Origin of the sequence: Streptomyces sp. NPDC058678 (assembly GCF_042714835.1) — a bacterium.
Taxonomy (GTDB): domain Bacteria; phylum Actinomycetota; class Actinomycetes; order Streptomycetales; family Streptomycetaceae; genus Streptomyces.
Genome location: NZ_JBHXSG010000009.1, coordinates 46,776 through 70,937, shown reverse-complemented (window position 1 = coordinate 70,937; position 24,162 = coordinate 46,776). Strand labels below are relative to the sequence as shown.

The 24,162-nt window shown below is 69.9% G+C and carries 28 protein-coding genes and 2 pseudogenes; 19 read left to right on the top strand and 11 right to left on the bottom strand.

The window, feature by feature from the left end; all coding sequences use genetic code 11:
* Positions 1-85: 85 nt before the first annotated feature.
* The 3 genes from ACFWWR_RS11665 to bldG form a co-directional block, all read right to left on the bottom strand.
* The gene (locus tag ACFWWR_RS11665) at positions 86-2,491 is read right to left on the bottom strand and encodes a sodium-translocating pyrophosphatase (RefSeq protein ID WP_383864633.1); all 2,406 of its coding nucleotides are present in this window, start codon (positions 2,489-2,491) and stop codon (positions 86-88) included.
* A gap of 267 nt (positions 2,492-2,758) precedes the next feature.
* Positions 2,759-3,196, bottom strand: a complete 438-nt coding sequence (locus tag ACFWWR_RS11660) for an ATP-binding protein (protein ID WP_383864636.1) — start codon at positions 3,194-3,196, stop codon at positions 2,759-2,761.
* Positions 3,197-3,313: 117 nt separating this feature from the next.
* Positions 3,314-3,655, bottom strand: a complete 342-nt coding sequence (gene bldG, locus ACFWWR_RS11655) for an anti-sigma factor antagonist BldG (RefSeq protein WP_024885807.1) — start codon at positions 3,653-3,655, stop codon at positions 3,314-3,316.
* 82 nt (positions 3,656-3,737) lie between these two features.
* On the opposite strand from bldG, the gene ACFWWR_RS11650 reads away from it, so the two are divergent.
* The gene (locus tag ACFWWR_RS11650; RefSeq protein WP_383864640.1) at positions 3,738-6,368 is read left to right on the top strand and encodes a DEAD/DEAH box helicase; all 2,631 of its coding nucleotides are present in this window, start codon (positions 3,738-3,740) and stop codon (positions 6,366-6,368) included.
* On the opposite strand, the pseudogene ACFWWR_RS11645 reads toward ACFWWR_RS11650, so the two are convergent.
* From ACFWWR_RS11645 to ACFWWR_RS11620, 6 genes and pseudogenes are all read right to left on the bottom strand, one after another.
* Positions 6,328-6,627: pseudogene (locus tag ACFWWR_RS11645) on the bottom strand (Rv3654c family TadE-like protein); the annotation flags it as partial. The gene ACFWWR_RS11650 and the pseudogene ACFWWR_RS11645 overlap by 41 nt on opposite strands.
* Before the next feature lie 122 nt (positions 6,628-6,749).
* The gene (locus ACFWWR_RS11640; protein WP_383864643.1) at positions 6,750-7,115 is read right to left on the bottom strand and encodes a TadE family type IV pilus minor pilin; all 366 of its coding nucleotides are present in this window, start codon (positions 7,113-7,115) and stop codon (positions 6,750-6,752) included.
* Positions 7,102-7,311 (bottom strand): DUF4244 domain-containing protein, encoded by a 210-nt coding sequence (locus ACFWWR_RS11635; protein WP_383864646.1) that lies wholly within the window; start codon positions 7,309-7,311, stop codon positions 7,102-7,104. Before ACFWWR_RS11635 ends, ACFWWR_RS11640 begins: the two co-directional genes overlap by 14 nt.
* A gap of 102 nt (positions 7,312-7,413) precedes the next feature.
* Positions 7,414-8,202, bottom strand: a complete 789-nt coding sequence (locus ACFWWR_RS11630) for a type II secretion system F family protein (protein WP_383864648.1) — start codon at positions 8,200-8,202, stop codon at positions 7,414-7,416.
* A gap of 208 nt (positions 8,203-8,410) precedes the next feature.
* Positions 8,411-9,457, bottom strand: a complete 1,047-nt coding sequence (locus ACFWWR_RS11625) for a type II secretion system F family protein (RefSeq protein WP_384303098.1) — start codon at positions 9,455-9,457, stop codon at positions 8,411-8,413.
* 63 nt (positions 9,458-9,520) lie between these two features.
* Positions 9,521-10,207, bottom strand: a pseudogene (locus tag ACFWWR_RS11620) (CpaF family protein); the annotation flags it as partial.
* Positions 10,208-10,250: 43 nt separating this feature from the next.
* Between ACFWWR_RS11620 and ACFWWR_RS11615 the strand changes: the two are divergent.
* Entirely contained in the window at positions 10,251-11,756 is a 1,506-nt protein-coding gene (locus tag ACFWWR_RS11615; protein ID WP_384303052.1) for a recombinase family protein, read from the top strand.
* An 11-nt stretch (positions 11,757-11,767) separates the two neighbouring features.
* Here ACFWWR_RS11615 and ACFWWR_RS11610 read toward each other — a convergent pair whose 3' ends face one another.
* Both ACFWWR_RS11610 and ACFWWR_RS11605 read right to left on the bottom strand, forming a co-directional pair.
* Complete coding sequence (locus ACFWWR_RS11610; RefSeq protein WP_384303050.1) at positions 11,768-12,157, bottom strand: hypothetical protein; 390 nt, start codon at positions 12,155-12,157, stop codon at positions 11,768-11,770.
* Between the two features lie 90 nt (positions 12,158-12,247).
* Positions 12,248-12,706 carry a helix-turn-helix domain-containing protein gene (locus tag ACFWWR_RS11605; RefSeq protein WP_384303048.1) on the bottom strand — a complete coding sequence of 153 codons (459 nt, stop codon included), beginning with the start codon at positions 12,704-12,706 and terminating at the stop codon, positions 12,248-12,250.
* A 181-nt stretch (positions 12,707-12,887) separates the two neighbouring features.
* Here ACFWWR_RS11605 and ACFWWR_RS11600 point away from each other — a divergent pair, with 181 nt between their 5' ends.
* From ACFWWR_RS11600 to ACFWWR_RS11520, 17 genes are all read left to right on the top strand, one after another.
* Positions 12,888-13,142 (top strand): helix-turn-helix domain-containing protein, encoded by a 255-nt coding sequence (locus ACFWWR_RS11600; RefSeq protein ID WP_384303046.1) that lies wholly within the window; start codon positions 12,888-12,890, stop codon positions 13,140-13,142.
* Between the two features lie 81 nt (positions 13,143-13,223).
* Positions 13,224-13,709, top strand: a complete 486-nt coding sequence (locus ACFWWR_RS11595; protein WP_384303044.1) for a DUF6907 domain-containing protein — start codon at positions 13,224-13,226, stop codon at positions 13,707-13,709.
* Positions 13,706-13,933 carry a hypothetical protein gene (locus ACFWWR_RS11590; RefSeq protein WP_384303042.1) on the top strand — a complete coding sequence of 76 codons (228 nt, stop codon included), beginning with the start codon at positions 13,706-13,708 and terminating at the stop codon, positions 13,931-13,933. The genes ACFWWR_RS11595 and ACFWWR_RS11590 overlap by 4 nt, the downstream gene beginning before the upstream one ends.
* On the top strand, positions 13,930-14,124 hold the full coding sequence (locus ACFWWR_RS11585; RefSeq protein ID WP_384303040.1) for a hypothetical protein: 195 nt from the start codon (positions 13,930-13,932) through the stop codon (positions 14,122-14,124). Before ACFWWR_RS11590 ends, ACFWWR_RS11585 begins: the two co-directional genes overlap by 4 nt.
* On the top strand, positions 14,121-16,787 hold the full coding sequence (locus ACFWWR_RS11580) for a bifunctional DNA primase/polymerase (RefSeq protein ID WP_384303038.1): 2,667 nt from the start codon (positions 14,121-14,123) through the stop codon (positions 16,785-16,787). Before ACFWWR_RS11585 ends, ACFWWR_RS11580 begins: the two co-directional genes overlap by 4 nt.
* Before the next feature lie 336 nt (positions 16,788-17,123).
* Positions 17,124-18,749 (top strand): DEAD/DEAH box helicase, encoded by a 1,626-nt coding sequence (locus ACFWWR_RS11575; protein ID WP_384303036.1) that lies wholly within the window; start codon positions 17,124-17,126, stop codon positions 18,747-18,749.
* Positions 18,750-18,907: 158 nt separating this feature from the next.
* Positions 18,908-19,696, top strand: coding sequence for a hypothetical protein (locus ACFWWR_RS11570; protein WP_384303034.1), 789 nt, complete (start codon positions 18,908-18,910; stop codon positions 19,694-19,696).
* Positions 19,693-19,893, top strand: coding sequence for a hypothetical protein (locus tag ACFWWR_RS11565; protein ID WP_384303032.1), 201 nt, complete (start codon positions 19,693-19,695; stop codon positions 19,891-19,893). The genes ACFWWR_RS11570 and ACFWWR_RS11565 overlap by 4 nt, the downstream gene beginning before the upstream one ends.
* Positions 19,890-20,234: a hypothetical protein gene (locus tag ACFWWR_RS11560; RefSeq protein ID WP_384303030.1), complete on the top strand. Its 345-nt coding sequence runs from the start codon at positions 19,890-19,892 to the stop codon at positions 20,232-20,234. Before ACFWWR_RS11565 ends, ACFWWR_RS11560 begins: the two co-directional genes overlap by 4 nt.
* Positions 20,231-20,881, top strand: coding sequence for a hypothetical protein (locus ACFWWR_RS11555; RefSeq protein WP_384303028.1), 651 nt, complete (start codon positions 20,231-20,233; stop codon positions 20,879-20,881). Before ACFWWR_RS11560 ends, ACFWWR_RS11555 begins: the two co-directional genes overlap by 4 nt.
* A complete protein-coding gene (locus ACFWWR_RS11550) occupies positions 20,863-21,036 on the top strand; it encodes a hypothetical protein (protein WP_384303026.1) in 174 nt (57 codons plus the stop codon). Before ACFWWR_RS11555 ends, ACFWWR_RS11550 begins: the two co-directional genes overlap by 19 nt.
* 371 nt (positions 21,037-21,407) lie before the next feature.
* Positions 21,408-21,800: a hypothetical protein gene (locus ACFWWR_RS11545; protein ID WP_384303024.1), complete on the top strand. Its 393-nt coding sequence runs from the start codon at positions 21,408-21,410 to the stop codon at positions 21,798-21,800.
* A complete protein-coding gene (locus ACFWWR_RS11540) occupies positions 21,797-22,522 on the top strand; it encodes a DUF6907 domain-containing protein (protein WP_384303022.1) in 726 nt (241 codons plus the stop codon). The genes ACFWWR_RS11545 and ACFWWR_RS11540 overlap by 4 nt, the downstream gene beginning before the upstream one ends.
* The gene (locus tag ACFWWR_RS11535; protein WP_384303020.1) at positions 22,519-23,301 is read left to right on the top strand and encodes a DUF2637 domain-containing protein; all 783 of its coding nucleotides are present in this window, start codon (positions 22,519-22,521) and stop codon (positions 23,299-23,301) included. Before ACFWWR_RS11540 ends, ACFWWR_RS11535 begins: the two co-directional genes overlap by 4 nt.
* Positions 23,298-23,471: a hypothetical protein gene (locus ACFWWR_RS11530; RefSeq protein WP_384303018.1), complete on the top strand. Its 174-nt coding sequence runs from the start codon at positions 23,298-23,300 to the stop codon at positions 23,469-23,471. The genes ACFWWR_RS11535 and ACFWWR_RS11530 overlap by 4 nt, the downstream gene beginning before the upstream one ends.
* Positions 23,468-23,800: a hypothetical protein gene (locus tag ACFWWR_RS11525; protein WP_384303016.1), complete on the top strand. Its 333-nt coding sequence runs from the start codon at positions 23,468-23,470 to the stop codon at positions 23,798-23,800. Before ACFWWR_RS11530 ends, ACFWWR_RS11525 begins: the two co-directional genes overlap by 4 nt.
* A gap of 14 nt (positions 23,801-23,814) precedes the next feature.
* Complete coding sequence (locus tag ACFWWR_RS11520) at positions 23,815-24,150, top strand: hypothetical protein (protein WP_384303014.1); 336 nt, start codon at positions 23,815-23,817, stop codon at positions 24,148-24,150.
* Positions 24,151-24,162: the final 12 nt, after the last annotated feature.

Here is a 24,162-nt window from a genome sequence, read left to right as displayed (position 1 = left end):
CGGCGTGAACGCAGAAAGGCGGGCGGTCGACACGCCAACGCGCGCCTCCCGCCCGCCCCTGTGAGCTGGGCCCCGGTGGAACCGGCTACGAAACGACCGCCGGATCAGCCGACTTGGGCGACTCCTCGGCGTTGTCTTCGTCACCCACGGCGATCCCGCGCCGCTTGGAGACGTAGACCGCGCCCGCGATCACCAGGAACGCCAGGACCGCGATCGCGATCCGCACGCCGAGGTTCTCGTCGTCGCCGTAACTGAACTTGATGACCGCGGGCGCGATGAGCAGCGCCACCAGGTTCATCACCTTCAGCAGGGGGTTGATCGCCGGACCGGCGGTGTCCTTGAAGGGGTCGCCGACCGTGTCGCCGATCACCGTCGCGGCATGGGCCTCGCTGCCCTTGCCGCCGTGGTGACCGTCCTCGACGAGCTTCTTGGCGTTGTCCCAGGCGCCTCCGGAGTTGGCGAGGAACACCGCCATCAGCGTGCCCGTCCCGATCGCACCGGCCAGGAACGAGCCGAGAGCGCCGACACCGAGCGTGAACCCGATGAAAACGGGCGCCAACACGGCGAGGAGTCCGGGCGTGGCGAGCTCGCGCAGGGCGTCCCTGGTGCAGATGTCGACGACCTTGCCGTACTCCGGTTTCTCGCTGTAGTCCATGATCCCGGGATGCTCGCGGAACTGCCGCCGCACCTCGTACACCACGGAACCCGCCGATCGCGACACGGCGTTGATCGCGAGCCCCGAGAAGAGGAAGACGACCGCCGCGCCCGCGATGAGACCCACGAGGTTGTTGGGCTGCGAGATGTCCATCATCAGGCTCATCGGCGCGCCCTCGCCGGACAGCTTCTCGCCGACGTCCTCCGCGCCCGTGATGATCGCGTCACGGTACGACCCGAAGAGCGCCGACGCCGCCAGAACCGCGGTGGCGATGGCGATGCCCTTGGTGATGGCCTTGGTGGTGTTGCCGACCGCGTCCAGGTTGGTGAGCACCTGCGCGCCCGCGCCCTCGACGTCGCCGGACATCTCCGCGATGCCCTGCGCGTTGTCGGAGACGGGTCCGAAGGTGTCCATCGCGACGATCACACCGACCGTGGTGAGCAGGCCGGTACCGGCCAGCGCCACCGCGAACAGCGCCAGCATGATGGACGTACCGCCCAGCAGGAACGCCCCGTACACGCCGAGGCCGATCAACAGGGCCGTGTAGACGGCCGATTCGAGCCCGACCGAGATCCCGGCGAGAACGACGGTGGCCGGGCCGGTCAGTGAGCTCTTGCCGATGTCCCTGACCGGCCGGCGGTTGGTCTCGGTGAAGTAGCCGGTCAGCTGCTGGATGACAGCGGCCAGCAGGATGCCGATCGCCACCGCGACAAGGGCGAGGATCCGCGGATCGCCGCCCTTGCCCTGGATCGCCGCGTCGGTGACGCCGTCGAGGTCGGCGTACTTCCCCGGGAGATAGACGAAGACGGCGATCGCCACCAGCACGAGCGAGATCACCGCGGAGATGAAGAACCCGCGGTTGATCGCGGACATGCCGCTGCGGTCGGCACGGCGCGGGGCCACGGCGAAGATGCCGATCATCGCGGTGATCACGCCGATCGCGGGGACGAGCAGCGGGAAGGCGAGTCCGGCGTCGCCGAAGGCCGCCTTGCCCAGGATGAGCGCCGCCACCAGGGTCACTGCGTACGACTCGAAGAGGTCGGCCGCCATGCCCGCGCAGTCGCCGACGTTGTCGCCCACGTTGTCGGCGATGGTCGCGGCATTGCGCGGATCGTCCTCCGGAATGCCCTTCTCGACCTTGCCGACCAGGTCGGCACCGACATCGGCGGCCTTGGTGAAGATGCCGCCGCCGACTCGCATGAACATCGCGATGAGCGCCGCGCCGAGACCGAAACCCTCAAGGACCTTCGGCGCGTCGGCCGCGTACACCAGCACCACGCAGGAGGCGCCCAGCAGACCGAGCCCCACCGTGAACATGCCGACGACGCCGCCCGTACGAAAAGCGATCTTCATGGCCTTGTGCGATACGGCGGTGAGATCTTTTTCCGGTTCACCCTCCGCCGGTGTCGCCTCGCGTGCGGCGGCGGCGACACGCACATTGCTCCGTACGGCGAGCCACATGCCGATATATCCGGTGGCTGCCGAGAACGCCGCGCCGATCAAGAAGAACACCGATCGGCCTGCGCGCTGATTCCAGTCGTCCGCGGGCAGCAGCATGAGCAGGAAGAACACGACGACGGCGAATACGCCAAGCGTGCGAAGCTGCCGGGCCAGATAGGCGTTCGCGCCCTCCTGGATCGCCTTCGCGATCTCCTTCATGCTCTCGGTGCCCTCGCCCGCCGCGAGTACCTGGCGCACCAGGAGACCTGCCACCACGAGGGCGGCCAGGGCCACGACGCCGATGACCGACACCAGAACTCGGTTTCCGTCGGTCAGTACCGCCGCCGCGAGGGCTGTGGAGTGATCAATCTGGTCTGGGGAAGAAAGCCCCGCCATTCGTCCTCCTTGACGCTTGGGCTGAGCTCAAGATGTGGACGGATTCTAGAGATCTGTTCCTGATCAAAACAGTACGTGGGAAACGGAATCTGACAAACCTCGGTAACGCCTCGAAAGCATTTTCACCCGATCGGATGATCGGAAATTGATCGTGAATTACTTCACGAATTCAGAATGCTCTTGAAAAACCAACGAGGGCCCTGCTCGGCAGGACCCTCGGAAGTGAAGCGTTACGGGTGCGTCAGTGACGTCTGTGACTATGTGGCGTCAGGGAAGCACCACGACCGACGGTGTGGTCGGCCAGGTCATACGGATCGATCCGCCGTGCTCACCGGCGGTGACCTCCACGTCGTCGACGAGGCCGCTGATGACGGCTAGGCCCATCTCGTCCTCCTCGATCTCGGCGTCCATCTCCTCGCCGGCGGCACCGGGTGGCCGGTCGCCGGGAGCGTGGCGTGGCGCCTCGTCGCCGACCTCGATGGAGAACTGTTTCTCCTCCTCGATCAGCACCACCTTCACGGGCGCCGTGATGCCACCGTTCTGGTGCAGTCCGACGGCACGGGTGCAGGCCTCGCCGACAGCGAGTCTGACCTCGTCGAGAACGGCCTCGTCCACTCCGGCCCTGCGCGCCACCGCTGCCGCCACCAGTCGGGCGGTCCGGACGTGCTCGGGCAGCGCGCTGAAGCGGAGCTCAACGGTGGCCATGCATCCCCCTCGGAACTACGGGCGTGCTGTGGGGGGACCGGGCTGCCGAACGCCCGGACCCCCTTGTCAACTTCTGCCGTCCCGGGTGCGGACCTGGGCCCGCACCCGGATCGGTGGTCAGTCGGTTGCCGCCACCGCTTCCTCGACCGAGGTGTGAATCGGGAACACCTTGGTGAGGCCGGTGATACGGAAGATCTTCAAAATGCGCTCCTGGTTGCAGACCAGGCGCAGCGAGCCCTCATGGGCACGCACCCGCTTCAGTCCGCCGACCAGTACGCCGAGCCCGGTGGAGTCGAGGAAGTCCACGCCCTCCATGTCGACGACAAGGTGGAAACTGCCGTCATTCACCAGCTCGACCAGCTGCTCGCGCAGCTTGGGCGCGGTATATACGTCGATTTCGCCACCGACCCTGACGATCGTGCGATCGCCGATGGTCTCGGTCGACAGAGACAGGTCCACGGATCCTCCAGCACCTTGCTATCGAGCGGTCGCCCCTTGGGACACCTCGGCTTGAAGCCCCCAGGACGGTTCGCCAGCCGCGATGGCATTCAATCACTTACCGGCAGGCGTGCACGACGCCTTGGTCCCATTGTCCGTCACGCCAGTGACACACTCGGTGCCGATGGCCAAGAATCACCGATCCGATCGATCCTCGGCGCAGCCCGTCTCCCGGCTCTCGCCGAGCACGGTCCTGGACCGGCTCGCCGCGGGGCCGAGCCGGGCTTCGCGCATCACTCATACGGAGCACTTGCCCCCACGTGAGGGCCGCCATGCCGTCTGGCCGGACCGGATCCGTTCGGAGGTCATCGCCGCGGTGCAGGCCTGCGGCATCGAACACCCCTGGGCCCACCAAGCTCGGGCGGCCGAACACGCCCTGGACGGCGAATCCGTGGTCGTCGCCACCGGCACGGCCTCCGGGAAGTCCCTGGCGTACCTCGTCCCGGTGCTGTCAGCCCTTCTGGGAGGCTCCGAGGCTCCGAACGGCCGGGGGGCCACCGCCCTCTACCTGGCCCCCACAAAGGCCCTTGCAGCGGATCAGTGCCGTTCGGTGAAAAAACTTTCACAACCGCTCGGCCATTCCGTGCGTCCCGCGGTCTACGACGGCGACACGCCGGTGGAAGAACGCGAATGGGTCCGGCAGTACGCCAACTACGTCCTGACCAACCCCGACATGCTGCACCGGGGCATACTCCCGTCACACCCTCGCTGGTCCTCCTTCCTGAAGTCGCTGAAGTACGTCGTCATCGACGAGTGCCACACCTACCGCGGCGTCTTCGGCTCCCATGTCGCCCAGGTGCTGCGCCGCCTGCGCCGCCTGTGCGCCCGCTACGGCGCCTCGCCCGTGTTCCTGCTGGCCTCCGCGACCGCCGCCCAGCCCTCGGTCGCCGCCGGCCGCCTCACCGGCCTCCCGGTGGTCGAGGTCGCCGATGACGCCTCCCCGCGCGGCGAACTGGTGTTCGCCCTCTGGGAGCCCCCGCTCACCGAGATGCAGGGCGAGAAGGGCGCGCCGGTCCGCCGTACCGCCACCGCCGAGACCGCCGAACTGCTGACCGACCTCGCCGTCCAGGGCGTACGCACGGTGGCCTTCGTACGCTCCCGGCGCGGCGCCGAGCTCATCTCGGTGATCGCCCAGGAACGCCTCGCCGAGGTCGACCGCTCCCTGGCCCGGCGTGTCGCGGCGTACCGCGGCGGCTACCTCCCCGAGGAGCGCCGCGCCCTCGAGCAGGCCCTCCACTCCGGCGAACTCCTCGGCCTCGCCGCGACGACCGCACTCGAACTCGGCATCGACGTCTCCGGCCTCGACGCCGTCCTCATCGCCGGCTACCCGGGCACGCGCGCCTCCCTGTGGCAGCAGGCGGGCCGCGCCGGTCGCGCCGGGCAGGGGGCGCTGGCGGTGCTGGTCGCCCGGGACGACCCGCTGGACACCTACCTCGTCCACCACCCCGAGGCCCTGTTCGACCAACCCGTCGAGTCCACCGTCCTCGACCCCGACAATCCGTACGTGCTCGCCCCGCACCTGTGCGCGGCAGCCGCGGAACTGCCGCTGACGGACGACGACCTGCAGCTGTTCGGTCCGGCGTGCAAGGAGCTGCTCCCGCAGCTGGAGGCCGCGAAGCTGCTGCGCCGGCGTACGAAGGCCTGGCACTGGACGCGCCGGGAGCGGGCCGCCGACCTGACCGACATCCGCGGGGAGGGCGGCCCGCCGATCCAGGTCGTCGAGGGCGGCACCGGCCGCCTCCTGGGCACGGTCGACGAAGGTGCCGCTCACTCGACCGTGCACGAAGGCGCGGTCCACCTGCATCAGGGCCGTACGTACCTGGTGCGCTCACTCGACCTGGAGGACTCCGTCGCCCTGGTCGAGCAGGCGAGCCCCTCGTACTCGACGGTCGCCCGCGACACCACCTCCATCTCCGTCCTGGAGACGGACGTCGAGATCCCATGGGGCGAGGGCCGCCTGTGCTACGGCTCGGTCGAAGTCACCAACCAAGTGGTCTCCTTCCTGCGTCGGCGACTCATCACCGGCGAAGTCCTGGGCGAGACGAAACTCGACCTCCCTCCTCGTACGCTGCGCACCCGTGCCGTGTGGTGGACGGTCACCGAGGACCAGCTGGACGCCGCCCGCATCACCCCGGAGATCCTCGGCGGCGCCCTGCACGCCGCCGAGCACGCATCGATCGGCATGCTGCCCCTCTTCGCCACCTGCGACCGCTGGGACATCGGCGGCGTGTCCGTCCCCCTGCACCCCGACACCCTCCTCCCGACCGTCTTCGTCTACGACGGCCATCCCGGCGGTGCGGGCTTCGCGGAGCGCGCCTTCCACACCGCCCGCGAGTGGCTCACCGCCACCCGCCAGGCCATCGCCTCCTGCGAGTGCGACTCCGGCTGCCCGTCCTGCATCCAGTCGCCCAAGTGCGGCAACGGCAACGATCCGCTGCACAAGAGGGGCGCTGTGCGGTTGCTCACCGTGCTGTTGCGGGGGGCACCTGGGGAGGCGGGGGAGGTTGCTGCGGCGGGCCGTGGTGAGGCCGGAGAGGTTGCTGCGGCGGGTGCTGCTCCGGAGGGGACAGGGGAGACCGGGGAGGCTGGTTCGGCGGGTGCTGCTCCGGAGGGGTTCGGGGAGCTGGGAGCGTCGGTGGAACCGGCGGCCCCGCAGGTCCCGCCCGCGCCCTGACCTCCGCCGCGAAGGGACCCCGTCCCGACGCCGCCGTCACATCCGACGTCTCGCCCACGATCACGCACCGCACAAGCCGCGTGCCCTGGGTTCGCGCCACCCGGTCCGCCACAGCGCAGGCCGCCGTGCCGCCGTCCGACCAGTGGTCCGCCGCCGCGAGCGCCGCGAGATCCGCACCGCCGGCCGCGCGATGCCGGATCACGACGACCTGCCCCATGGCGAGAACGACCCCGAACACCACGCACAGCACGGCGATCATCCCGACGCTCCAAACGGTGGCGGAACCACGATCGGACCGCCAAGCGCCGGCCCCCTGCCCGTCCTCCTCCCCGTGCCCGTGTCCCTGCCCCTGCCCCTGCCCCTGCCCTTGAGAACGGCCGCTCATCTCCCCTCCACCACCGTCTCCTCCACCAACGCCACGGCCTCCTCCCGCACCTCGAAGGCCAGTCCGTGCAGCGCCGGCGGCTTCGCCACTACCGCGACACGCACCTGGTCCCCCTCCCGGCTTACGGTGACCTTCGCACCGCGCGGTGCCGTCTCCCGAGTGATCTCGGCGACCGCGTCGGCCGGGTCCTGTCGGGCTGCCGCGCGGGCGCCGGTCCGCGCCGCGTCCACGCACTGGATCTGCGCGGCCACCACGAGCAGCCCCCACACCAGCGCCATCGCGAAGATCACCAGCACCGGCAGCACCATGGCCGACTCCGCCGTGACGAACCCCCGGTCCGTCGCCCGCTCACGCCTGCGCATCGAGGGCCCGCTGCACGATGCTCTGCAGCTCCGCACTGACCTGGCCGCTCGTCACCACCTTGTAGAGCACCACCGCGAACGCCACCGCTGCGACGATGCCCATCGCGTACTCGGAGGTGACCATCCCCGCGTCCCTCCGCGCCGTCCGTGCCCTGCACACCAGGGCACACAGCCGCGCCCGTACCGCCTTGTACATCTCGACCCCCGTGAGGTTCCGTACCGTTGACCAGCTGACTACCTGCTGTGCGTCGACCACTCGCGGCCCACGCCCCCTACTTGCCGTCGATCCCGCCTCTCCTCATCCACCACCTCCTCCAAGCGCCCCGCCCGCCAGCCCGATCACCACGGGCAGCACGCCCACCGCGATGAACGCGGGCAGGAAGCACAGCCCCACCGGCGCGGCGACCATGACGGCCGCCCGCCGTGCCCGTGCCGTCGCCTCGCGTGTCCAGTCGGCGCGAGCGTCCGCGGCGAGCCTGGCTACCGGTCCGGCCGCGGGGAGCCCGGAGACGCCGGCCCGCTCCAGCAGCCGCGCCAGGGTTTCGGCGCCCGGGGTCGAAGCGAGCCTTCGCCAGGCCTCGCCCGGTTCGCCGCCGAGCCGTACCTCCGCCGCGCCGCGCGCCAGCCCTTCTCCGACAGGACCGCCGAGGGCTTCACCGACGGCTTGCGCCGCCATCACCGGACCGGCGCCCGCCGCGATGCAGGCCGCCAAGAGATCGGCGGCGAGGGGGAGTTGTCGAGCTGCCTCTCGGGCGTCGGACTCCGTCTCGGTGCCGGCGGCCGCCTGCCGGAGCCGCCACCGCCACAACCCGACCGCGGCAACCAACCCCACCGCCGCACCGGCGACCCCACCGACCAGAACCCACCCGGCACACGCCACCCCCACCATCGGCAGCCATCGTCGAGCGATGTCCCGCACGTTGATGCGCGGCGCCTCGGACGGCTCCTTGACCGTCGCCAACAGCTCGGCCAACCGCCGCCGCACCCTCCGCTCCCGTCGCACCGACTCCAGCCACCGCACCAGCCACCCGAGGACGAGCACCATCCCCACAGCCACCCCCAGCCTGTGGACAACCTCCGCACTCACGCCGCCGCCTCCCTTCCGAGACCTCCACCGACTCCCGCTTCCATCACGTCCGTCCTCAGCCGGCTCCCATCCCCGGCCCAGCAGACACCCCCGCCACCCGGCCGGCCCGCCCAGTCGGCGCCGCGCCGCCCGCCCTCGCGCGCTCCTCGCCCGGCTCCCGCCCGCCGTATCCGGTGCGTCCCGCCGCCCGCTCCCTCAGCCGTATCCCTCACACCGCCTCCGCGCTCCGCACGATCCGCGTCGCCCACCACATCCCCAGCCCATCCAGCAGGCCGCCGACCAACAGGCACCCCACTCCCGCCCCGGTGTGGAGCAGTACGTGCAGCGGATCCGCACCAAGGGCCGTACCGAGAGCGAGGCCCAGGACCGGCAGGCCCGCGAGCATCACCGCCGTCGACCGGGCGCCCGCCAGCTGCGCCCGCAGGTCGGCCCGTTGATCGCGCTCGGCGCGCAATGCCCCTTCGAGCCGGTCGAGTCCGGCCGCGAGTCCCGCACCTTGGTCCACCGCGACCCGCCAGCAAGCCGCAAGCCCCAACAGTCCCTCGGCACCCGGCTCTCGCGCGGCTCCAGCGAGCGCGGCCGGGACATCGCCGCCAAACCGCGCCGCCGCCAACACCGCCGCCTGAGCGTCACCGAGCCCACCGAGGCCCACGAGCCCACCGAAGTCCGGCACCCCCGCCTGCCCGTGAGCGAACCCTGTGGAACCCCGCACCCGCGGCCTCACGTCACCAGGCCCGCCGACGCCTCGCACCCCGGCCGGCACGTCACCGAGCCCGCCGAGATCCCGCACCACCCCCGCCCGCACGTCACCAAGCCCACCGGCCTCCTGAACCGCCCGCAACAGCGCCTCCCCCGGCTGCCGTCCGGCCCGCACCTCCCCGGCGAGCGCCCCGCACAACGCGATCACCGCGTCGCCTCGACGCTCCCGCGCGCGCCGCGCCTCCCCGGCCAGCCGCACCCGCCGCAGCAGCGGTACCCCGACTGCCCCCGCGACGACCGGCAGCACAGAGGAGCCCAGCACCGCCAGCGCCAGCCCGACGACGACCGCCCACCACTCGGCGCGCAACCGCCCTCGAATCCGCCGCAGCCCTCCGGCGAGTTGCCGCCACGCGGGCGGCCCCGCCTCCACCACTCCGCCACCCGCGAACAGCAACTGAGCCCGCCGTGCGCCCGGGTGCCGCCCACCGAGCAGCCAGACAGCAGCGCCGATACAGGTCACAGCCGCCCCTGTCGACATCCCGTTCATCTCACCCATCCCACCGATCCCGTTCATCACCGCGTCCCTCCACCCTCCACAGCCCGTCCGTCGACCCGCCCGTCAACCCACCCGACGATCCGCGCCTCGGAGCGCCCCCTCACCCCGCCCGAAACACTCGCCGCACCCGTCCCTCCTCGCCCAGGACGGGCCACACGCCTTCCCGGCCTCGCGCAAGCCGCACTCATCCCGAATCAACCCCCGCAACCGCTCCCACCCCCGCTCGTACGCGAACCCCTCCACGCCCCATCGCAGCGCCGGCACCGTCCGCACCAGCCCCGACGGATCCCGCTCCAGCACGTGCACCTCGGCGATCCGGCGCCGCCCGGTCCGGTCTCGCGCGAGGTGCAGTACGACCGACAGCGCTGCCGCCAACTGGCTGTGCAGGGCGGCCCGGTCGAGCCCGGCGGCCGTACCCAGCGCCTCCAGCCGGGCCGGCACATCGGCGGCCGCGTTGGCGTGCACGGTCCCGCAGCCGCCCTCGTGGCCGGTGTTCAACGCGGCCAGCAGATGGACCACTTCGGGCCCGCGCACCTCACCGACGACCAGCCGGTCCGGCCGCATCCGCAGCGCCTGCCGGACGAGGTCCTCGAGCGTGACGAGGCCCGCGCCCTCCTGGTTGGCGGGTCTGCTCTCCAGCCGTACGACGTGCGGATGCTCCGGCCTGAGCTCCGCCGAGTCCTCGGCGAGCACGATCCGCTCGTCCGGCCCGACGAGCCCCAACAGGGCGCTCAGCAAAGTCGTCTTCCCGAACCTGAGACAGAGACACCCCTAGAGGTGCAAACTCGGGGGCATGAGCCCAACTCTCCGCTCCGCCGTTGACGTTGCCGCAGGCGGGAAGACCCGCGCGGTCATCTACTGCCGCATCAGCCAGGACCGCACCGGCGCCCACCTTGGCGTTGACCGGCAGCGCGAGGACTGCGAAGCCCTCGCGGAACGTAACGGCTGGCAGGTCGTCGAGGTGTACGTCGACAACGACGTGAGCGCGTTCTCCGGGAAGCTGCGCAAGCGCTACCGGCAGATGCTTGCCGACCTCGACGAGGGCAAGGCCACGGTCGTCATCACCTGGCACACCGACCGGCTGCATCGCTCCCCCACCGAACTGGAGGAGTACATCAACCTGTGCGAGCGGCGCGGAGTGACCACGCAAACCGTCCAAGCCGGCTCGCTCGACCTCGCCACGTCGGGCGGGCGTCTGGTCGCCCGGATGCTGGGCAATGTGGCCCGGCACGAGTCTGAGCACAAAGGCGAGCGCGTCGCCCGCGCCCGTCGGCAGAAAGCCCTGGCGGGCGAGTGGATGGGCGGCATCCGCCCGTTCGGGTGGGGCATGCCCACCGGGGCGATGCGCAAGAAGGTCGACCGGAAGACCGGCGAAGAGGTCGACGTGCCCGAGCTGGACATGATGAAGGCCGTGCCCGAGGAAGCCGAGGCGCTGCGGTTCTGGACGAACGAGGTCCTTTCCGGCGCGTCCATCCGGTCGCTCGTGAAGTGGTGCGCCGACAAGGGCGTGACCACGACCCGCGGGAACCCGGTCACCCACCAGGACATGCGGGCCATGCTGATCCGCCCAAGGAACGCCGCGATCGCCATCTATAGGGGCGAGGAAGTCGGCCGCGGGCAGTGGGAAGCGATCGTCGACGAGGCGAAGTACCGGGCCGTCGTGGCGATCCTGTCGGACCCGTCGCGTAAGACGACGCCCGGAGCGACGCCGAAGTGGCTGGGCTCGCTGCTGTACCGATGCGGGCGAGGGGACTGCCCGCAGTTCGTGTACGTCACCCAGTCCGGCGGCCGATCCTTCCCGAGCTACCGGTGCCAGACCGGGCACGGTGGAGGCCGGCGCGCCGAGGTCGTCGACCAGTACGTCGAAGACTCGATCGTCGAGCGGCTTTCACGGGACGACGCGCACGAACTGCTGCTGCCCGGCACGGACGACGTGGACGTGGCTGGCCTGCAGGCCGAGGCAGAGAAGGCGCGGCGGCGAATGAAGGATCTGGGCGGCATGTTCGGTGCCGGGCAGATCGAGATGCTCGCGTTCACCGAGGGCACCGACATCGCGCGCAAGCAGCTGGAAGGCATCACGATGCAGCTGGCCCGGGCGGCAACGAAGGATCCGCTCGTCGACTTGGTGGGGGCACCGGACGTGCGGAAGGTGTGGAAGGCGCTCGACCTGGACCGGAAGCGCAACCTGCTACGGGCCCTCGTCACGGTCACGCTGAAGACGCCGCGCCCCGGGCGCATGCCCGACGGCGGGTACTTCGACTACGAGGCGGTGGCGTTTAACTGGAAGCGAGGCAGCTAAAGACGTTCGTCCTACCCGCCTGGTTTCCCCTTGCAATTGGGGCACAGGAGGCCGCGCTCCTGCTGCTCGAGTACCTGCGCGTAGGTCTCTCGGATGATCTGGTTCCGCCAGGCGTCCTTCTCCATCTCCATGCTTTTTTGACGAAACCGCCTGTCAGATATCCCGAAGAGCAAGCGCTCGACGGTCGAGAGGCCTGCCGACGACCTCGGACCTTGAGCCCTGCGCCTGGCCACGATGACAATCACGAACAAGCCCTGTGATATCACCACTGCGGTGCCCAAGAAGAGGGCCCTCAGAAAGTCGCTGTTGGAAACCCCCGCCTCTTTCAGCGCCTCGATCACCTCTTGCCTATCTGCTACGAGCAAGGTCATCGCAGTGCTGATAATGAGGAGGGTCGCCACACTCAGCACGTAAGCACCAGCCAGGACGCCCCAGAGCCGGTCTGCAGTAATTCGCGGACGCCCTTGTTCCCGCCACGGACGAACAGCCACTTAGATACCTCTCCCCGCCGACTCGGCATCGAGTCGCTCTTGCTCGATCAGTGTGGACGCCATGGCCTTGAACATGCGGACTCGATCGGCGCTGCGGATCCCCAGCGCGAAAGCAGCTTCTTCAATCGAGAGGGATGCGGGGGGACCGGATTGAGTAGCCCCCACATTGCCCTTGGCCCGCTCAGAGACCACGCCTGATAGGACCAGGAGGTCAATGAGAGGCACCCGCAGGGCCTCGGCCAGCTTCTCTAGCTGCGGAGGGCTCGGGATGGTCTGGCCGGCCAGCATGCGGCCGACGCTCGACGGTGACATGCCGGTCGCCTTGGCGATCGCCTTCTTGCCTCCGCCTCGCGGACTATCAATGTCGTAACCGGCGCGGCCAGCGGCCTCCCGGACGTAGCGCACAAACCGCGCTTCCCTGCTGATCTGCGCCGCAGGGTCGGCTTCCGTTGTCGGCATACCTACACGCTAGCAAGCAAGTACTCGCTTGCACACCAGCACATACCGGTCAATGAGCGGGTCGTCACCGGCGCGTAACGGGCGTTGTTACGCATGCTTGCTTGCACGCGCGCAACTTGAGGCGTAAGTTGCTTGCACGGCAGGAGTTAATAGCTCCCGAGCCAGCAAGCAAGGAGACCGTATGTCCAGCTACCGCCTGCGCAGCGCACGCCTCCGTGAGGCTGCAGCTGCCAGGGGTGATCACAGCAACTACGCGATCGCCAAGCGCACCGGCCTGAACCAGACCACGCTCTCGCGGATCTGCCGCGGGGTGGCAGCGCCAGCCACGAAGACGCTGCTCACGTTGGCCGCCACCTACGGCCTGAGCCTCGACGAACTCGTCGACCGCCAGGCGCAGGGCGCCGATCCCGAAGTCCAGTCGGGGTCGGCCGCCTAAAACGGCGACGCCGCCGGAGTCCAGCCGGCGGCGCCAGTCGAGCAATCCACGAACCCACGCAATGAGATCGGAAGAACGCTCGTGAACGCAACGGTACAGCCCGAGGCGCCGACGACGCCGCCTGCCATCAACGGACAGAGCAACGAGAACACCGACGCACCCCGCACGTGGACGTTCATCAACCGCCGCACCGGCGAGCCGGTCACCTACACGTGCATGGACGGCTGCACCCTCGACCACTCCCACGAGATCGGCCGGGACATCTTCCCGGAAGACGTCTGGTGCTGGTTCTGGGACGAGTCCCTGACCCTGCCGGTCAACGAGAACGGCACCCCGGAAGAGTTCCGGATCCTCTCGACCGTCATAAAGGTCGAGCCCTGGTCGGACAAGCTCGCCGAGCGTCTGCCGTTCGCCGTCGTCGAGCTCATCGACGACCACTTCATCGACGGCCTCGACCCCGACGGCTACGAGACGCTCATCAACACGTTCGCTGAGCGCCTCGGCCAGATGCGGGAGACACACCGCCGGCTCATCGAGCTCCGCGCCGCGTACCGGAGCCGGGCGTGAGCATCCAGCAGAGCACCGAGTCGGCCGGGGGTGCGCAGCTCGTGGGCACCCCCGGCCGCCCGGCCCGCCGCAACCGGCCCGTCCGCTTCGACGACCCGGCTCGCAACGCCGCCTACTGGGCGCGCATCGACCGCATCGTCGACGCCGCACCCCCGCTGAGCGACGAGCAGCGCGCGATCATCCGCACCGCCTTCCACCAGCCCGCAGCACGGGAGGCAGCGTGAAGGACGAGACGCGCCCCGCCTGCGGCCACTGGATCGGTGCCGAGGGCCGCCACTGCAAGGAAGTCGACGGCGTCCGTCACTACCTGCCCGGCCTGCGCTGCCCCGCCCACAGCCCGAACGCCCTGCAGGGCAAGCCCGAAAACCCGCCCGGCCCCGGCTGGCCCATCTTCCGCCAGGAGCAGCGTTCGTGAACGACGAGCAGACCCCAGACCTCCGGGCTCCCGCTCGCGAGCTGGACGACGCCGGCCTGTGCGTCATCCCGATCAAGGCGGACGGCAGCAAGGCCGCAGCCCTCCGCAGCTGGAGCCCCTACAAGGTCCAGCGCTCCACCCCCGCCGAACACGACCAGTGGTTCGGCGGGGGGCGCCCCGGCGGCCTCGCCGTCGTCTACGGCGCCGTCTCCGGCAACGTCGAGATGTACGAGTTCGAGGGCCACGCCATCAAGGACGGGCTCCTCGACGAGGTCACCGAAGTCATGGAAGCATCCGGGCTCGGCGAAGAATGGCACGCCATCCTCACCGGCTGGGCCACCGAATCGCCCAGCGGCGGCCGCCACTTCCGCGTTCGAGTGGACGGCGCGCCCGTCCCCGGCAACACCAAGCTCGCCAGCCGCCTGGCGCGCGAGGACGAATACACCCCGGAGGAGCGCCAGCGGCTCCTCGAAAAGCCCAACGCCCAGATCATTCGCGTGCAGGCCGAGACCCGCGGTGAGGGTGGCTACGGCCTCGTCGAGCCATCGGGCGGCACCGTCCACGCCACCGGCAAGCCCTACGTCCGCATCGCCGGCAGCCCCGCCACGATCCCCACGGTCGACTCGGACGTCATAACTGCGATCCGCGATGTCCTTCGCATGTTCGACACGCTGCCAGCCAAGGAGAAGGCAAAGACCGCCCCCCGGCCCAAGCGCGAACTTCCCGCAGGATTCATCCGCCCCGGCGACGACTTCGAGAACAAGGTCGACTGGCCGGACATCATCGGCGACGAACTCGACCCCATCTTCACCCGGGGCAGCACCACCTACTGGCGACGCAAGGGCAAGAAGCGCGGCATCTCCGCCACCACCGGCCACGCCTCCGACCGAGACCGGCTGTACGTCTTCAGCACCTCAACCGTCTTCGAGACGGAGACGCCCTACGACAAGTTCGCCGCATACACGCACCTGACCCAGGGCGGCACAGACGCCCTGGCCTTCAAGCGGGCCGCGGAAGCGCTCCGCAGGCGAGGCTTCGGCACGCAGCACCAGCGCGTCGGCCCCGCGCCCGCGGCCGCCAGGGACTTCAGCGACGGGTCGTCCGCCCTCGACGCCGAGCCGGTCAGCGACGAGGGCGAGGAAGGGCAGACGAGGCCTGACCTTCGCGTCGTCACCAGCAAGCCCCGGCTCAACGTCACCAACGAGGCCGACGCCATCGACGGCATCCTCGACATCATGGCCAGCGAGCAGCTGCCAGACCTCTACAAGCGGTCCGGCGGGCCCTGCTGGGTGTACCAAGACGACCAAGGCAACCCGCTCATCAAGCAGCTGGCCACAGACAACCTTCGGGCCTACCTCGCCGACCACGTCATGACCTATCAAATGGTCAGGAATCCGCTGACCGAGGTCGTTGACGAAGTCCGCGAACTGCTGATGCCGAAGACCTGCGGCACGATCCTCGGCCGCAAAGACTGGCCGCTGCTCACGCTGCGGGGAATCGTCACCTCGCCCGTCGTCCGGCCGGACGGATCCCTGATCCAGGCACCCAAGTACGACAAGGCCACCGGTCTCTACATGCACCCCCGGGTGCCGCTACGCCGACTCCAGCCGCAGGTCACCGACGACGCCGTAACCCGAGCGAAGGAGATCGTCCTCGGGCAGATGCTCGCCGATTTCCCCTTCGTCGACGACTCCGACCGGGCGCAGTACCTGGGCGCCCTGCTCTCCCCGATCATCCGCCACTACGTTCCCGGACCCACACCGCTCGTCGTCATCACCGGCACCTCGCAGGCCTCCGGCAAGACCCTCCTGAAGGACGTGTTCGGGCGCCTGTACGGACTGGCCGAAACCCCCTGGGCCGAGAACGACGCCGAGCTGCGCAAGGCCATCACGGCCAAAATGTGGGACTGCGGTGACCCGGTCATCGCCATGGACAACCTGCCCAACGGGCACATCATCAAGAGCCCCATCCTGTCGTCCCTCGTCACGAGCGCCATCTGGAGCGACCGGCTCCTCGGCAGCAGCAGCAGCGTCAGCATGCCGAACGACCGGCTGTGGATTCTGACCGGCAACAACTTGCGCACCGGCGGGGACAACGGCCGCCGCACCCTCTGGGTTCGCCTCGACCCTGATTGCCCCAACCCGGACCAGCGCGGCAACTTCAAGGTCGGCGACCTCCGCGTCTGGCTCGCCGAAAATGCCTCCACCATCGTCGCCGCCCTCGTCACCATGGTCCGCGGCTGGCTCGCGGCCGGCGCCAAAACCATCAACACCCGCATGGGGGACTACTCACAATGGGCGTCCGTCATCGCCGGGATCCTCGACTACCTGAAGGTGCCCGGCTGGCTCGCCAACCGCGGTGAGGCCAGCGCGGCACTGGACGACGAGGCCCAGGAGTGGGCGGCATTCCTGACGGACTGGCACAGGAAGATCGGCACCGAGCCGGTCACCACAAAGGCTTTGCTCGGCCTGAAGGACACCGTGCCGCAGCTACACAACGGTGACCTGCCGTCCGGCAAGCAGCTGGGCCACTGGCTGAAGGCGCGACAAGGCCGCTACTTCGAGGACCTCAAGGTCGTCCTGGTCTACGACAGCCACCTGAAGCAGAACACCTGGCGCGTCGAGCAGCACGTCGACAAGGGCACCGGAAGGGCCGAGCGGTGACCGCGGCGAGGAAAACCCCGCAATCCGCGGGGTTTACCCGCAGCGTCAAAAGTGGCGCTGACCTGCGCGTCTACGGGGTTGCGGGGAATTGCGGGGAGTGGCGCCCCCTCACCCATATAGGGGACGCATCACACACATCGTGTGCAACACACGGCGCAGTGCGTCACACAAAAAATCTCCGGTCTCTATATGTGCAGACCTCCAAAACATTCCGGAGAACCCCGCAAAGCCTGCTTAACGCCAGCTCAGAGCTGGTTTGGATGCCCGGCGACATTCCCGCAGAGATCCCCGCAGCATCCCCGAACATCCCCGCAACTGCGAGCCGAGGTGACCGGCATGTCTGATACGCCCGAGACGTTCACGCCCCGCCCGTACCAGGCCGAGGCCATCAAGGCCCTGATCTCCGGCTGGCAGGGCGCCAACAACCGGCTCGCGGTGGTCCTTCCGACCGGCGCCGGGAAGACCGTCGTCTTCGCCAACCTGATCGACGAGCTGCTGCCCCAGATGGACGGCCGCCGAGCGCTGGTCATCGCGCACCGCGAGGAACTCATCGAGCAGGCCGCCGCGAAGATCCGCGCCGTCCGCCCTGACCTGCGAGTGGGCGTCGTCAAGGCCGAGCGTGACGAGCACCAGGAGGCGGACGTCATCGTCGCCAGCATCCAGACGCTGGCCGTCGAGCGCCGCCGCCAGGCCATCGAGAACATCGGTGTCGTCATCGTCGACGAGTGCCACCATGCAGCTGCCCGCAGCTACATGACGGTCCTCGAGCACTTCGGCGCCTGGCGCGGCCTGCCTGTCGCGGGCTTCACCGCGACGATGACCCGCACCGACGGTGGTCTCGCCGACGTCTGGGAAGAGGTCGTGTTCACCCTCGACATCCTGGAGATGATCGAGGACGGCTACCTGTGCGACGTCCGCGGCAAGCGCGTCATCGTCGAGGGCCTCGACCTGGACATCGTGAAGACCCGCGGGGGTGACCTCCAGGATGGGCAACTTGGCCAGGCCCTCGATGACTCCGGCGCCGCCCAGGTCGTGGCCGAGGCGTACCAGCAGCACGCGGCGGGCCGGGCGGGCGTCGTCTTCACCCCGACCGTGGCCACCGCCCAGTCCATGGCCGAGGCGTTCACGGCCACGGGGATCCCCGCAGCTGCCGTCTGGGGCGACATGTCGCGCGATGACCGCGCCGCCACCCTCGACGCCTACCGGCGCGGCGACATCCAGGTGCTGTCCAACTGCATGGTGCTGACCGAAGGGTTCGACGCCCCGTGGACATCCTGCGCGGTGATCGCCCGCCCGACGAAGTCGGCCGGCCTGTACTGCCAGATGGCCGGGCGCGCTCTCCGTCTCTTTGACGGAAAGAAGGACGCGCTCATCCTCGACGTGATGGGCGCCTCGACCCGCCACAAGCTGGCGTCCATCGTCGACCTGACGGGCCGCGAGGTCGTGATGCAGGACGAGGACCAGACGCTGCGGGAGGCCGTGCGCGAGGCGGAGGAGAAGGCGCAGCGCAAGCTGGACCTGTCCCGGGTCCAGGTCGAGGAGATCGACCTGTTCCACGGCTCGTCTGTCCGGTGGTTGAAGACCGAGTCGGGGGTGTGGTTCATACCGGTCGCCGACGCGGTCTACGTCTTCCTGGTCCGCAACCCGGTCGACCGGACGTACTGGCTGCGCCGCTTCGACATCAACAACGGCATCGTCGGCCCGAAGCACGACGTGCCGATGCCGCTGGCTCCGGCCAAGGCGTGGCTGGAGCAGCAGGCCCGGACCATGGGCAGCCGGTGGCTTGCCACCCGCGCAGCTCCTTGGCGCAACAAGCCGGCGAGCGTCAAGCAGCTCAACTTCTGCCGGATGGCGCGCATCTCGGTGCCGCCAGGCAGTACCGCCGGCGAGGTTTCCGACCTGCAGGCCGTGCACCAGTTCACGACGATCCTCAACCGCCTCAACGTCATGGCCGCCGCATGAACGACCGGGAGCTCGACGTGCAGCACGACTTCAGCCGCGGGGATATCCCCACGGTTCACGACCTGCGTGGTGCAGCAGGCCACGCAGATGTGGGCCAGCCGCCCACAACTGTGGGTCAGAGCACCACGGTTGCGAAGGACACCGCGTCCCCCACAACCGTGACCGAGACGGTCACGGTTGCCGACACGGACGACGTGGTGATCGAGGTGACGGAGGCCGAGTTCCACACGGCGGTCCGTACCTCGCTTGCCCGGCTCGGCCTTACCTACGCCGAGCTCGAAGACCAGGCCCGCCGCCGCGACTTCACCAGCGCCCAGGCCCACGTCCTGTGGGTCAGCATCGGCGGCGCCGTCAACACCCAACTCCTCGACCATCCGACCGTGACCGACACGGTCACAGCCGTTGCTCAGAAAGCAACAGCTCCCCGGGTGATCGGCCTCGACCTGAGCCTCACCTGTACCGGCGTGGCAGGGGAGGGCTGGACGGACATCATCCGCCCCAAGGCCGGACTGCGCGGCCACCCCCGGCTCGCGTTCATCGTCGAGCAGGTCGCCACCCACATCCGCAACGCCCAGCTGGTCGTCATCGAAGGCCCCAGTTTCGGCGGCGGCGTCGCACACCGGCACGAGGATCTCGCCGGGCTGCGCGTCATGGTCCGCCACGCCTGCTGGCGCCGAGGCATTCCCTACGCGGTCGTCCCGCCCAGCTGCCGCGCCCTGTACGCCACCGGCAAGGGCTCCGGCTCCAAGGGCGCCGTCCGCGATGCCGTTCGGGAGCGCTACGGCATCGAGTGCGACGGCCCCGGCCGGTACGACCAGGCCGACGCCTACACCCTGCTCGCGATGGGCCTGCACCACCTCGGCTGGCCTCTCGCTGTACCGCCTGACAGTCACCGCCGCGGCCTCGACGGATGCCAGTGGCCCGACACGGAAGGACTTGCAGCATGACCCCGAACGAGATTCAGATGCTCCTGGTCGGCATCGCCCTCGGCGCCCAGGGCATGGCCGTGACGCACATGGTGTGGGACATGCGGGACGTCCGCCGCAGCGGGGCCGCGTCCCGTGCCGTCTTGAAGCGCGCGGCCGGCGACCAGTTCATGAGCAGCTTCCGCCTGTACCGGCTGCAGCACCGGAGCCGGGCATGAGCGGCGGCGAGGAGCTGAGCGACGCCCTGCGCCTGAAGCTCGCAGCCTTCATCGACCCCGACGACGACACGATGCCGACGCTCAACCGGGTCGACGGTGGCTTCACCCGGGTTCCCGCCGAGTCCGTCATCGACGGCATGGCCTCCGTCATGGAGGCCATGTACCTGCAAGCGATGGGCGACCTCGGCCGAGCTCTCGACACGCTCGACCGCGTGCGCGCCCTCGTGGATGCCGGGCCAGACGTCGGCGCCTACGACTCTTGGGACCGGAGCGACTACGGATACGCGGCCGCCCTCAGCGACGTTGAGGACATCCTCGACGGCAAGGAGCCGAAGACGTGAACCAGTGCGGACTCTGCGAGCACGAGATCGCGGCCGGCTACCTGTGCACGAAGGACGCGGTACAGCTGGCCAAGCGGCTGGAGGAACTGCCCGCCCTGTTCGACGAGCTGACGGAATGCCTGGTGCCCCGCCGGTCGGGTCCCGCCGAGTACGTCACGGCGGCCGTAGCCGGACCGCGGTCCCCGCTCGACGAGGACGTCCTCGACCTGGTCGACGGCGGCCACGTGGCCGAGGTGCTGGAGCTGTGGCGGGCGGACGTACAGCGGGTGCGCTGGCCCAGCCACGGGGCGCCGCCCACCGAGGGCGTCATGGCCCGCCGTGTGGCGGTCACGGCCCGCTGGCTGGCCATGGAACTCGACTGGATCGCCGTCGAGTATCCGGCCGCTGGTGACCTCGCCCGCGAGGTGAGGACGCTCGAGGTCGGCATGCGGTCGATGGTCGGGGATCCGGCGCCACGTCTGCAGCGGCTCGGCACGTGCGTCGCCGTCGACGTCGAGGGCGTGGTGTGCGGCGCCGTCATCAAGCGGATGCCGGGACAGACCCGCGTCCGATGCTCTTGGTGTAGCTACACCTACGCGACCCCGCAGGACTGGCTGGATCTCCAGCGCTTCCAGCCGAAGGAGGAGTCGTGCCCGAGCGCATCGTGACCTGCCGCGTCTTGTCCGGGCGTGGCAGCCAGTGCACCGGTGAGGCCGTCGACCCGGGCGCCGAATTGAAGATCTGCGCCAGGCATCTGGCCGAGGCGCAGCGGCTCATCCACGCGGCATTCCAGCGGGCACGGCGCGGCAAGGGGGATGAGTGAATGCCTTGCCTAGGACACTGGGTCCTAGTACTGTGGTCTGCGTGCCAACCACCAATTGGCGCGAACGCGTTGATGCCGAGAACAGGCGGCAGCGCGAGCTGCAAGCGGAGATCGCGGCCAGCGCCCGAAGGCGAGCGGAAGCGTTCGAAGAGGGCGTCCGAGAACTCGGCAGCAAGTCGGCTGTCGCCCGAGAGATCGGGATCGACGTCAGCGCAGTCAGGAGATCCATCCGCGAGTACGGGCCGGCCACCCTACGGCCGCCCGACTCCCCGACCACAACCGAATAGGCCCGTACAGCGGGCAGCCCCCGGCTAGCCGACCCTACCGGCCGCCGGGGACCACCACTTCCCACGAGAGAGAGCAAGCTCCTCATGGACAACCAGCACATTAGCGCGCCCGGAAGTGCGCTGATCACCGAGCCCAGCGACCTCGACGTCGCGATCAGCGTCGCCCGGCAGCTGCTCGACAGCGACCAGGTGCTCCCCCTCCGCGAGGCCCTGCGCCTGCTGCTGCGGGCCCTCGACACCGAGCCCCGCCCGGCCAGCCCCAGTAAGTCCTACGACCCGCTGCGTGCCCCGGACGACAACGACCTGATCCCGCTGCCCGTGGCTAGCGAGCTGGAGCTCGCGGGCCAACTGCTCGACGAGGCCAGCGGCGCCAACATCCACGACCACTCGGCCATGATCCGTACCGCGACCGGCCTCATGATGCGGTTGCGGTCCCTGTCCGACGCCGTCGCGTCCGAGCGGGGTGCGGGCCAGTGAGCACCCCGCCGCCCGCGTTCGGGCCCACCGACCCGATCCCCTGCGACGACGACCACGAGGCGTTCGCGACCGTCCGCCTCGACCTCGTCGTCTCCCGTGAGCAGCTGCGCGCCGCCCTCGCCATCGGCCACGCCGAGCAGGCCGGCCAGCCGCCGCTCCACGAGCTGGACATCCTCGACGTCCGCCGCGAAGTCGAGGGCTACCTCGCCGCCGCAGCCGTCATCGGCACGGACCAGGAAGCGGCCACCGCCCGCATCTCCCCGGAGCTGGCCGCAGAACTCGACGCCGCCATCGACCGCGCCTACACCAGGCGCGAGCCCAGGCCCGACCAGCCGCAGGACCCCCGCTACGGCGACGGCACCGTCACCCTGCAGACACTCGACCACGGCGAGGTCACGGTCGGCGAACCCGCCTGGTGCACCGGCCACGACGACGACACAGTCGGACGCTTCGCCGACCTCACCCACAACGGGCCGGCCATCACCGCGACCGCCGTCACCGCCGAACACGGGCAGCTCGAGGTCATGCGCGGCTTCATCAGCCACGCCCCCCACGGCGTGCAGCAGCGCGAGCCCCACCCCACCCTGTACGTCGCCCTCGACCTCCACGAGTCCTTCGGTCCGGAGGACGGGCGGCACCTCACCCGCGCCCTCCGCGTCGCCTCCACCCGTATCGACCGCGCCCTCGCCGAGGTCGCCCGCCTGCGAGGTGAAGGCCGATGAGCCGCCTCAACGCCCGCGACGGCCTCGCCGTCGGCGCGGCCACCGTCACGATCCTGCTCACCGCAGCCGCGTTCTGGCTGTCCTACGAGCACCTCCACGATGTCGCCGACGGCAACGGCCTCGACGACGCCCGCGCCTGGGCGTGGCCCGCCACCGTCGACCTGTTCATCGTCGCCGGGGAGCTCCTCATCCTCCGGGCGTCGCTGGCCCGCCGCGGTATGGACTGGTGGGCCGTCGCCCTTGCCGCGTTCGGGTCGCTCGGCTCGATCGCGCTGAACGTCGCTGGCGTCGGATACGGGGCCGACCCGATGGAGTACATCGTGGCCGCGGTCCCGCCCTCCGCCGCGCTCGTAGCGTTCGGTGCCCTCATGCGGCAGCTGCACGAGCGCCTGGCGCAGGACGCCGAGGACGCCCCCGCGTCCTCGCCCGTCCCGAGCGTCCGCCCCACCCCCGAGGTGGTACCCGCCGGGGCCCGGCTGCTGCCCCTCATTTCTCGCCCCCGGCCCACCGTGACCCTCGAACGCGAGGACGCCCAGGACGCCGACCGGACGCCGGAACTGGAAGCCGGGACGGGCGAGGACGCCGACGACGGACCACCGCCCGAGCCACCCCTGATGACGTCCAACGACGTCGCCCGGCACTACGGCATCGACCCGTCCACCGTCCGCTCCTGGGTCCACGTAGGACGCCTCACCGTCCACTCCAAGGACGGCCGAGGACGCAACCTGTTCCACCCCGACCAGCTGCCCGTCATCTCCGGATCGGTGGTGCCGTCATGAAGGCGATCATCTTCGGCGCCCTGCTCGGCGTCCTCCTGCTCTGGCCGGCCGCCCTCGACGTCACCGCGCAGGCCGTCACCGTGTGCGCGCAGCCCGCCGTCCTCGCGTTCGTCCTCGGCGTCCTGACGCGTCCCGCCCTCGCCCGCCGCGTCCGGAGGTGGACGCGATGAGCGACGCCCTCGACAAGGCGGAGGCCGCCGTCAGCGCAGCGGAGACCAACACGGCCGTCGTGCAACTGGCCCTCGCCGCCGTCGAGCTGGCGAAGGCCGCCCAGCAGCAGCCGCAGCACCAGGGCTGCGAGCACACGCCGCAGCAGCAGTTCGACGCGAAGAAGTGGTGGACGATCGGCGGCCTCGCCATCGTCGGCGGCTGCGTCGCCTGCGCCCTCGCCATGGCGTTCGCCCTCGCCGCCGTAGCGGTCGCCATCGGCGGCACCTGCGCTACCGGCTGCTTCCTGATCCTGCGCTCGATGTGGCGCGACTACCTCAGCAACCGCTGACCGAAGGGGATCCCATGCCCAGCTCGTACACCGGAGCCGAGAAGCGCCGTATCGCCTGGCTCGCCATCAAGGCCGCCAAGCAGTCCATGGCCGGCGACCGCCAGGTCGACACCATCAACCCGCGGCTCAAGGCGGAGATGGACCGCATCGAGGAGCGGGCCGCCGACCGGGGCGAACGTGAGGTGCAGGCCCTGCAGCGGAAGCTCAGCGCGGCCCGCGACGCAGCCGCGGCCGCCAAGGCCACCATGCGGACCAGCAGCGGCAAGGACCGCGCCACGGCCCGCCGTGAGATGCAGGACCACGAGGCCGCCGCCCGCCGCATCGAACGCGAGCTGCGCCGCTACCAGTAACGCCCCGGGGAC

Coding starts and splice junctions, on each gene's coding strand:
- ACFWWR_RS11665 (WP_383864633.1), bottom strand. CDS start 2,491: ATGGCGGGGCTTTCTTCCCCAGACCAGATTGATCACTCCACAGCCCTC.
- ACFWWR_RS11660 (WP_383864636.1), bottom strand. CDS start 3,196: ATGGCCACCGTTGAGCTCCGCTTCAGCGCGCTGCCCGAGCACGTCCGG.
- ACFWWR_RS11650 (WP_383864640.1), top strand. CDS start 3,738: ATGGCATTCAATCACTTACCGGCAGGCGTGCACGACGCCTTGGTCCCA.
- ACFWWR_RS11640 (WP_383864643.1), bottom strand. CDS start 7,115: ATGCGCAGGCGTGAGCGGGCGACGGACCGGGGGTTCGTCACGGCGGAG.
- ACFWWR_RS11635 (WP_383864646.1), bottom strand. CDS start 7,311: ATGTACAAGGCGGTACGGGCGCGGCTGTGTGCCCTGGTGTGCAGGGCA.
- ACFWWR_RS11625 (WP_384303098.1), bottom strand. CDS start 9,457: ATGGGTGAGATGAACGGGATGTCGACAGGGGCGGCTGTGACCTGTATC.
- ACFWWR_RS11615 (WP_384303052.1), top strand. CDS start 10,251: ATGAGCCCAACTCTCCGCTCCGCCGTTGACGTTGCCGCAGGCGGGAAG.
- ACFWWR_RS11605 (WP_384303048.1), bottom strand. CDS start 12,706: ATGCCGACAACGGAAGCCGACCCTGCGGCGCAGATCAGCAGGGAAGCG.
- ACFWWR_RS11600 (WP_384303046.1), top strand. CDS start 12,888: ATGTCCAGCTACCGCCTGCGCAGCGCACGCCTCCGTGAGGCTGCAGCT.
- ACFWWR_RS11575 (WP_384303036.1), top strand. CDS start 17,124: ATGTCTGATACGCCCGAGACGTTCACGCCCCGCCCGTACCAGGCCGAG.
- ACFWWR_RS11565 (WP_384303032.1), top strand. CDS start 19,693: ATGACCCCGAACGAGATTCAGATGCTCCTGGTCGGCATCGCCCTCGGC.
- ACFWWR_RS11560 (WP_384303030.1), top strand. CDS start 19,890: ATGAGCGGCGGCGAGGAGCTGAGCGACGCCCTGCGCCTGAAGCTCGCA.
- ACFWWR_RS11545 (WP_384303024.1), top strand. CDS start 21,408: ATGGACAACCAGCACATTAGCGCGCCCGGAAGTGCGCTGATCACCGAG.
- ACFWWR_RS11535 (WP_384303020.1), top strand. CDS start 22,519: ATGAGCCGCCTCAACGCCCGCGACGGCCTCGCCGTCGGCGCGGCCACC.
- ACFWWR_RS11530 (WP_384303018.1), top strand. CDS start 23,298: ATGAAGGCGATCATCTTCGGCGCCCTGCTCGGCGTCCTCCTGCTCTGG.
- ACFWWR_RS11525 (WP_384303016.1), top strand. CDS start 23,468: ATGAGCGACGCCCTCGACAAGGCGGAGGCCGCCGTCAGCGCAGCGGAG.
- ACFWWR_RS11520 (WP_384303014.1), top strand. CDS start 23,815: ATGCCCAGCTCGTACACCGGAGCCGAGAAGCGCCGTATCGCCTGGCTC.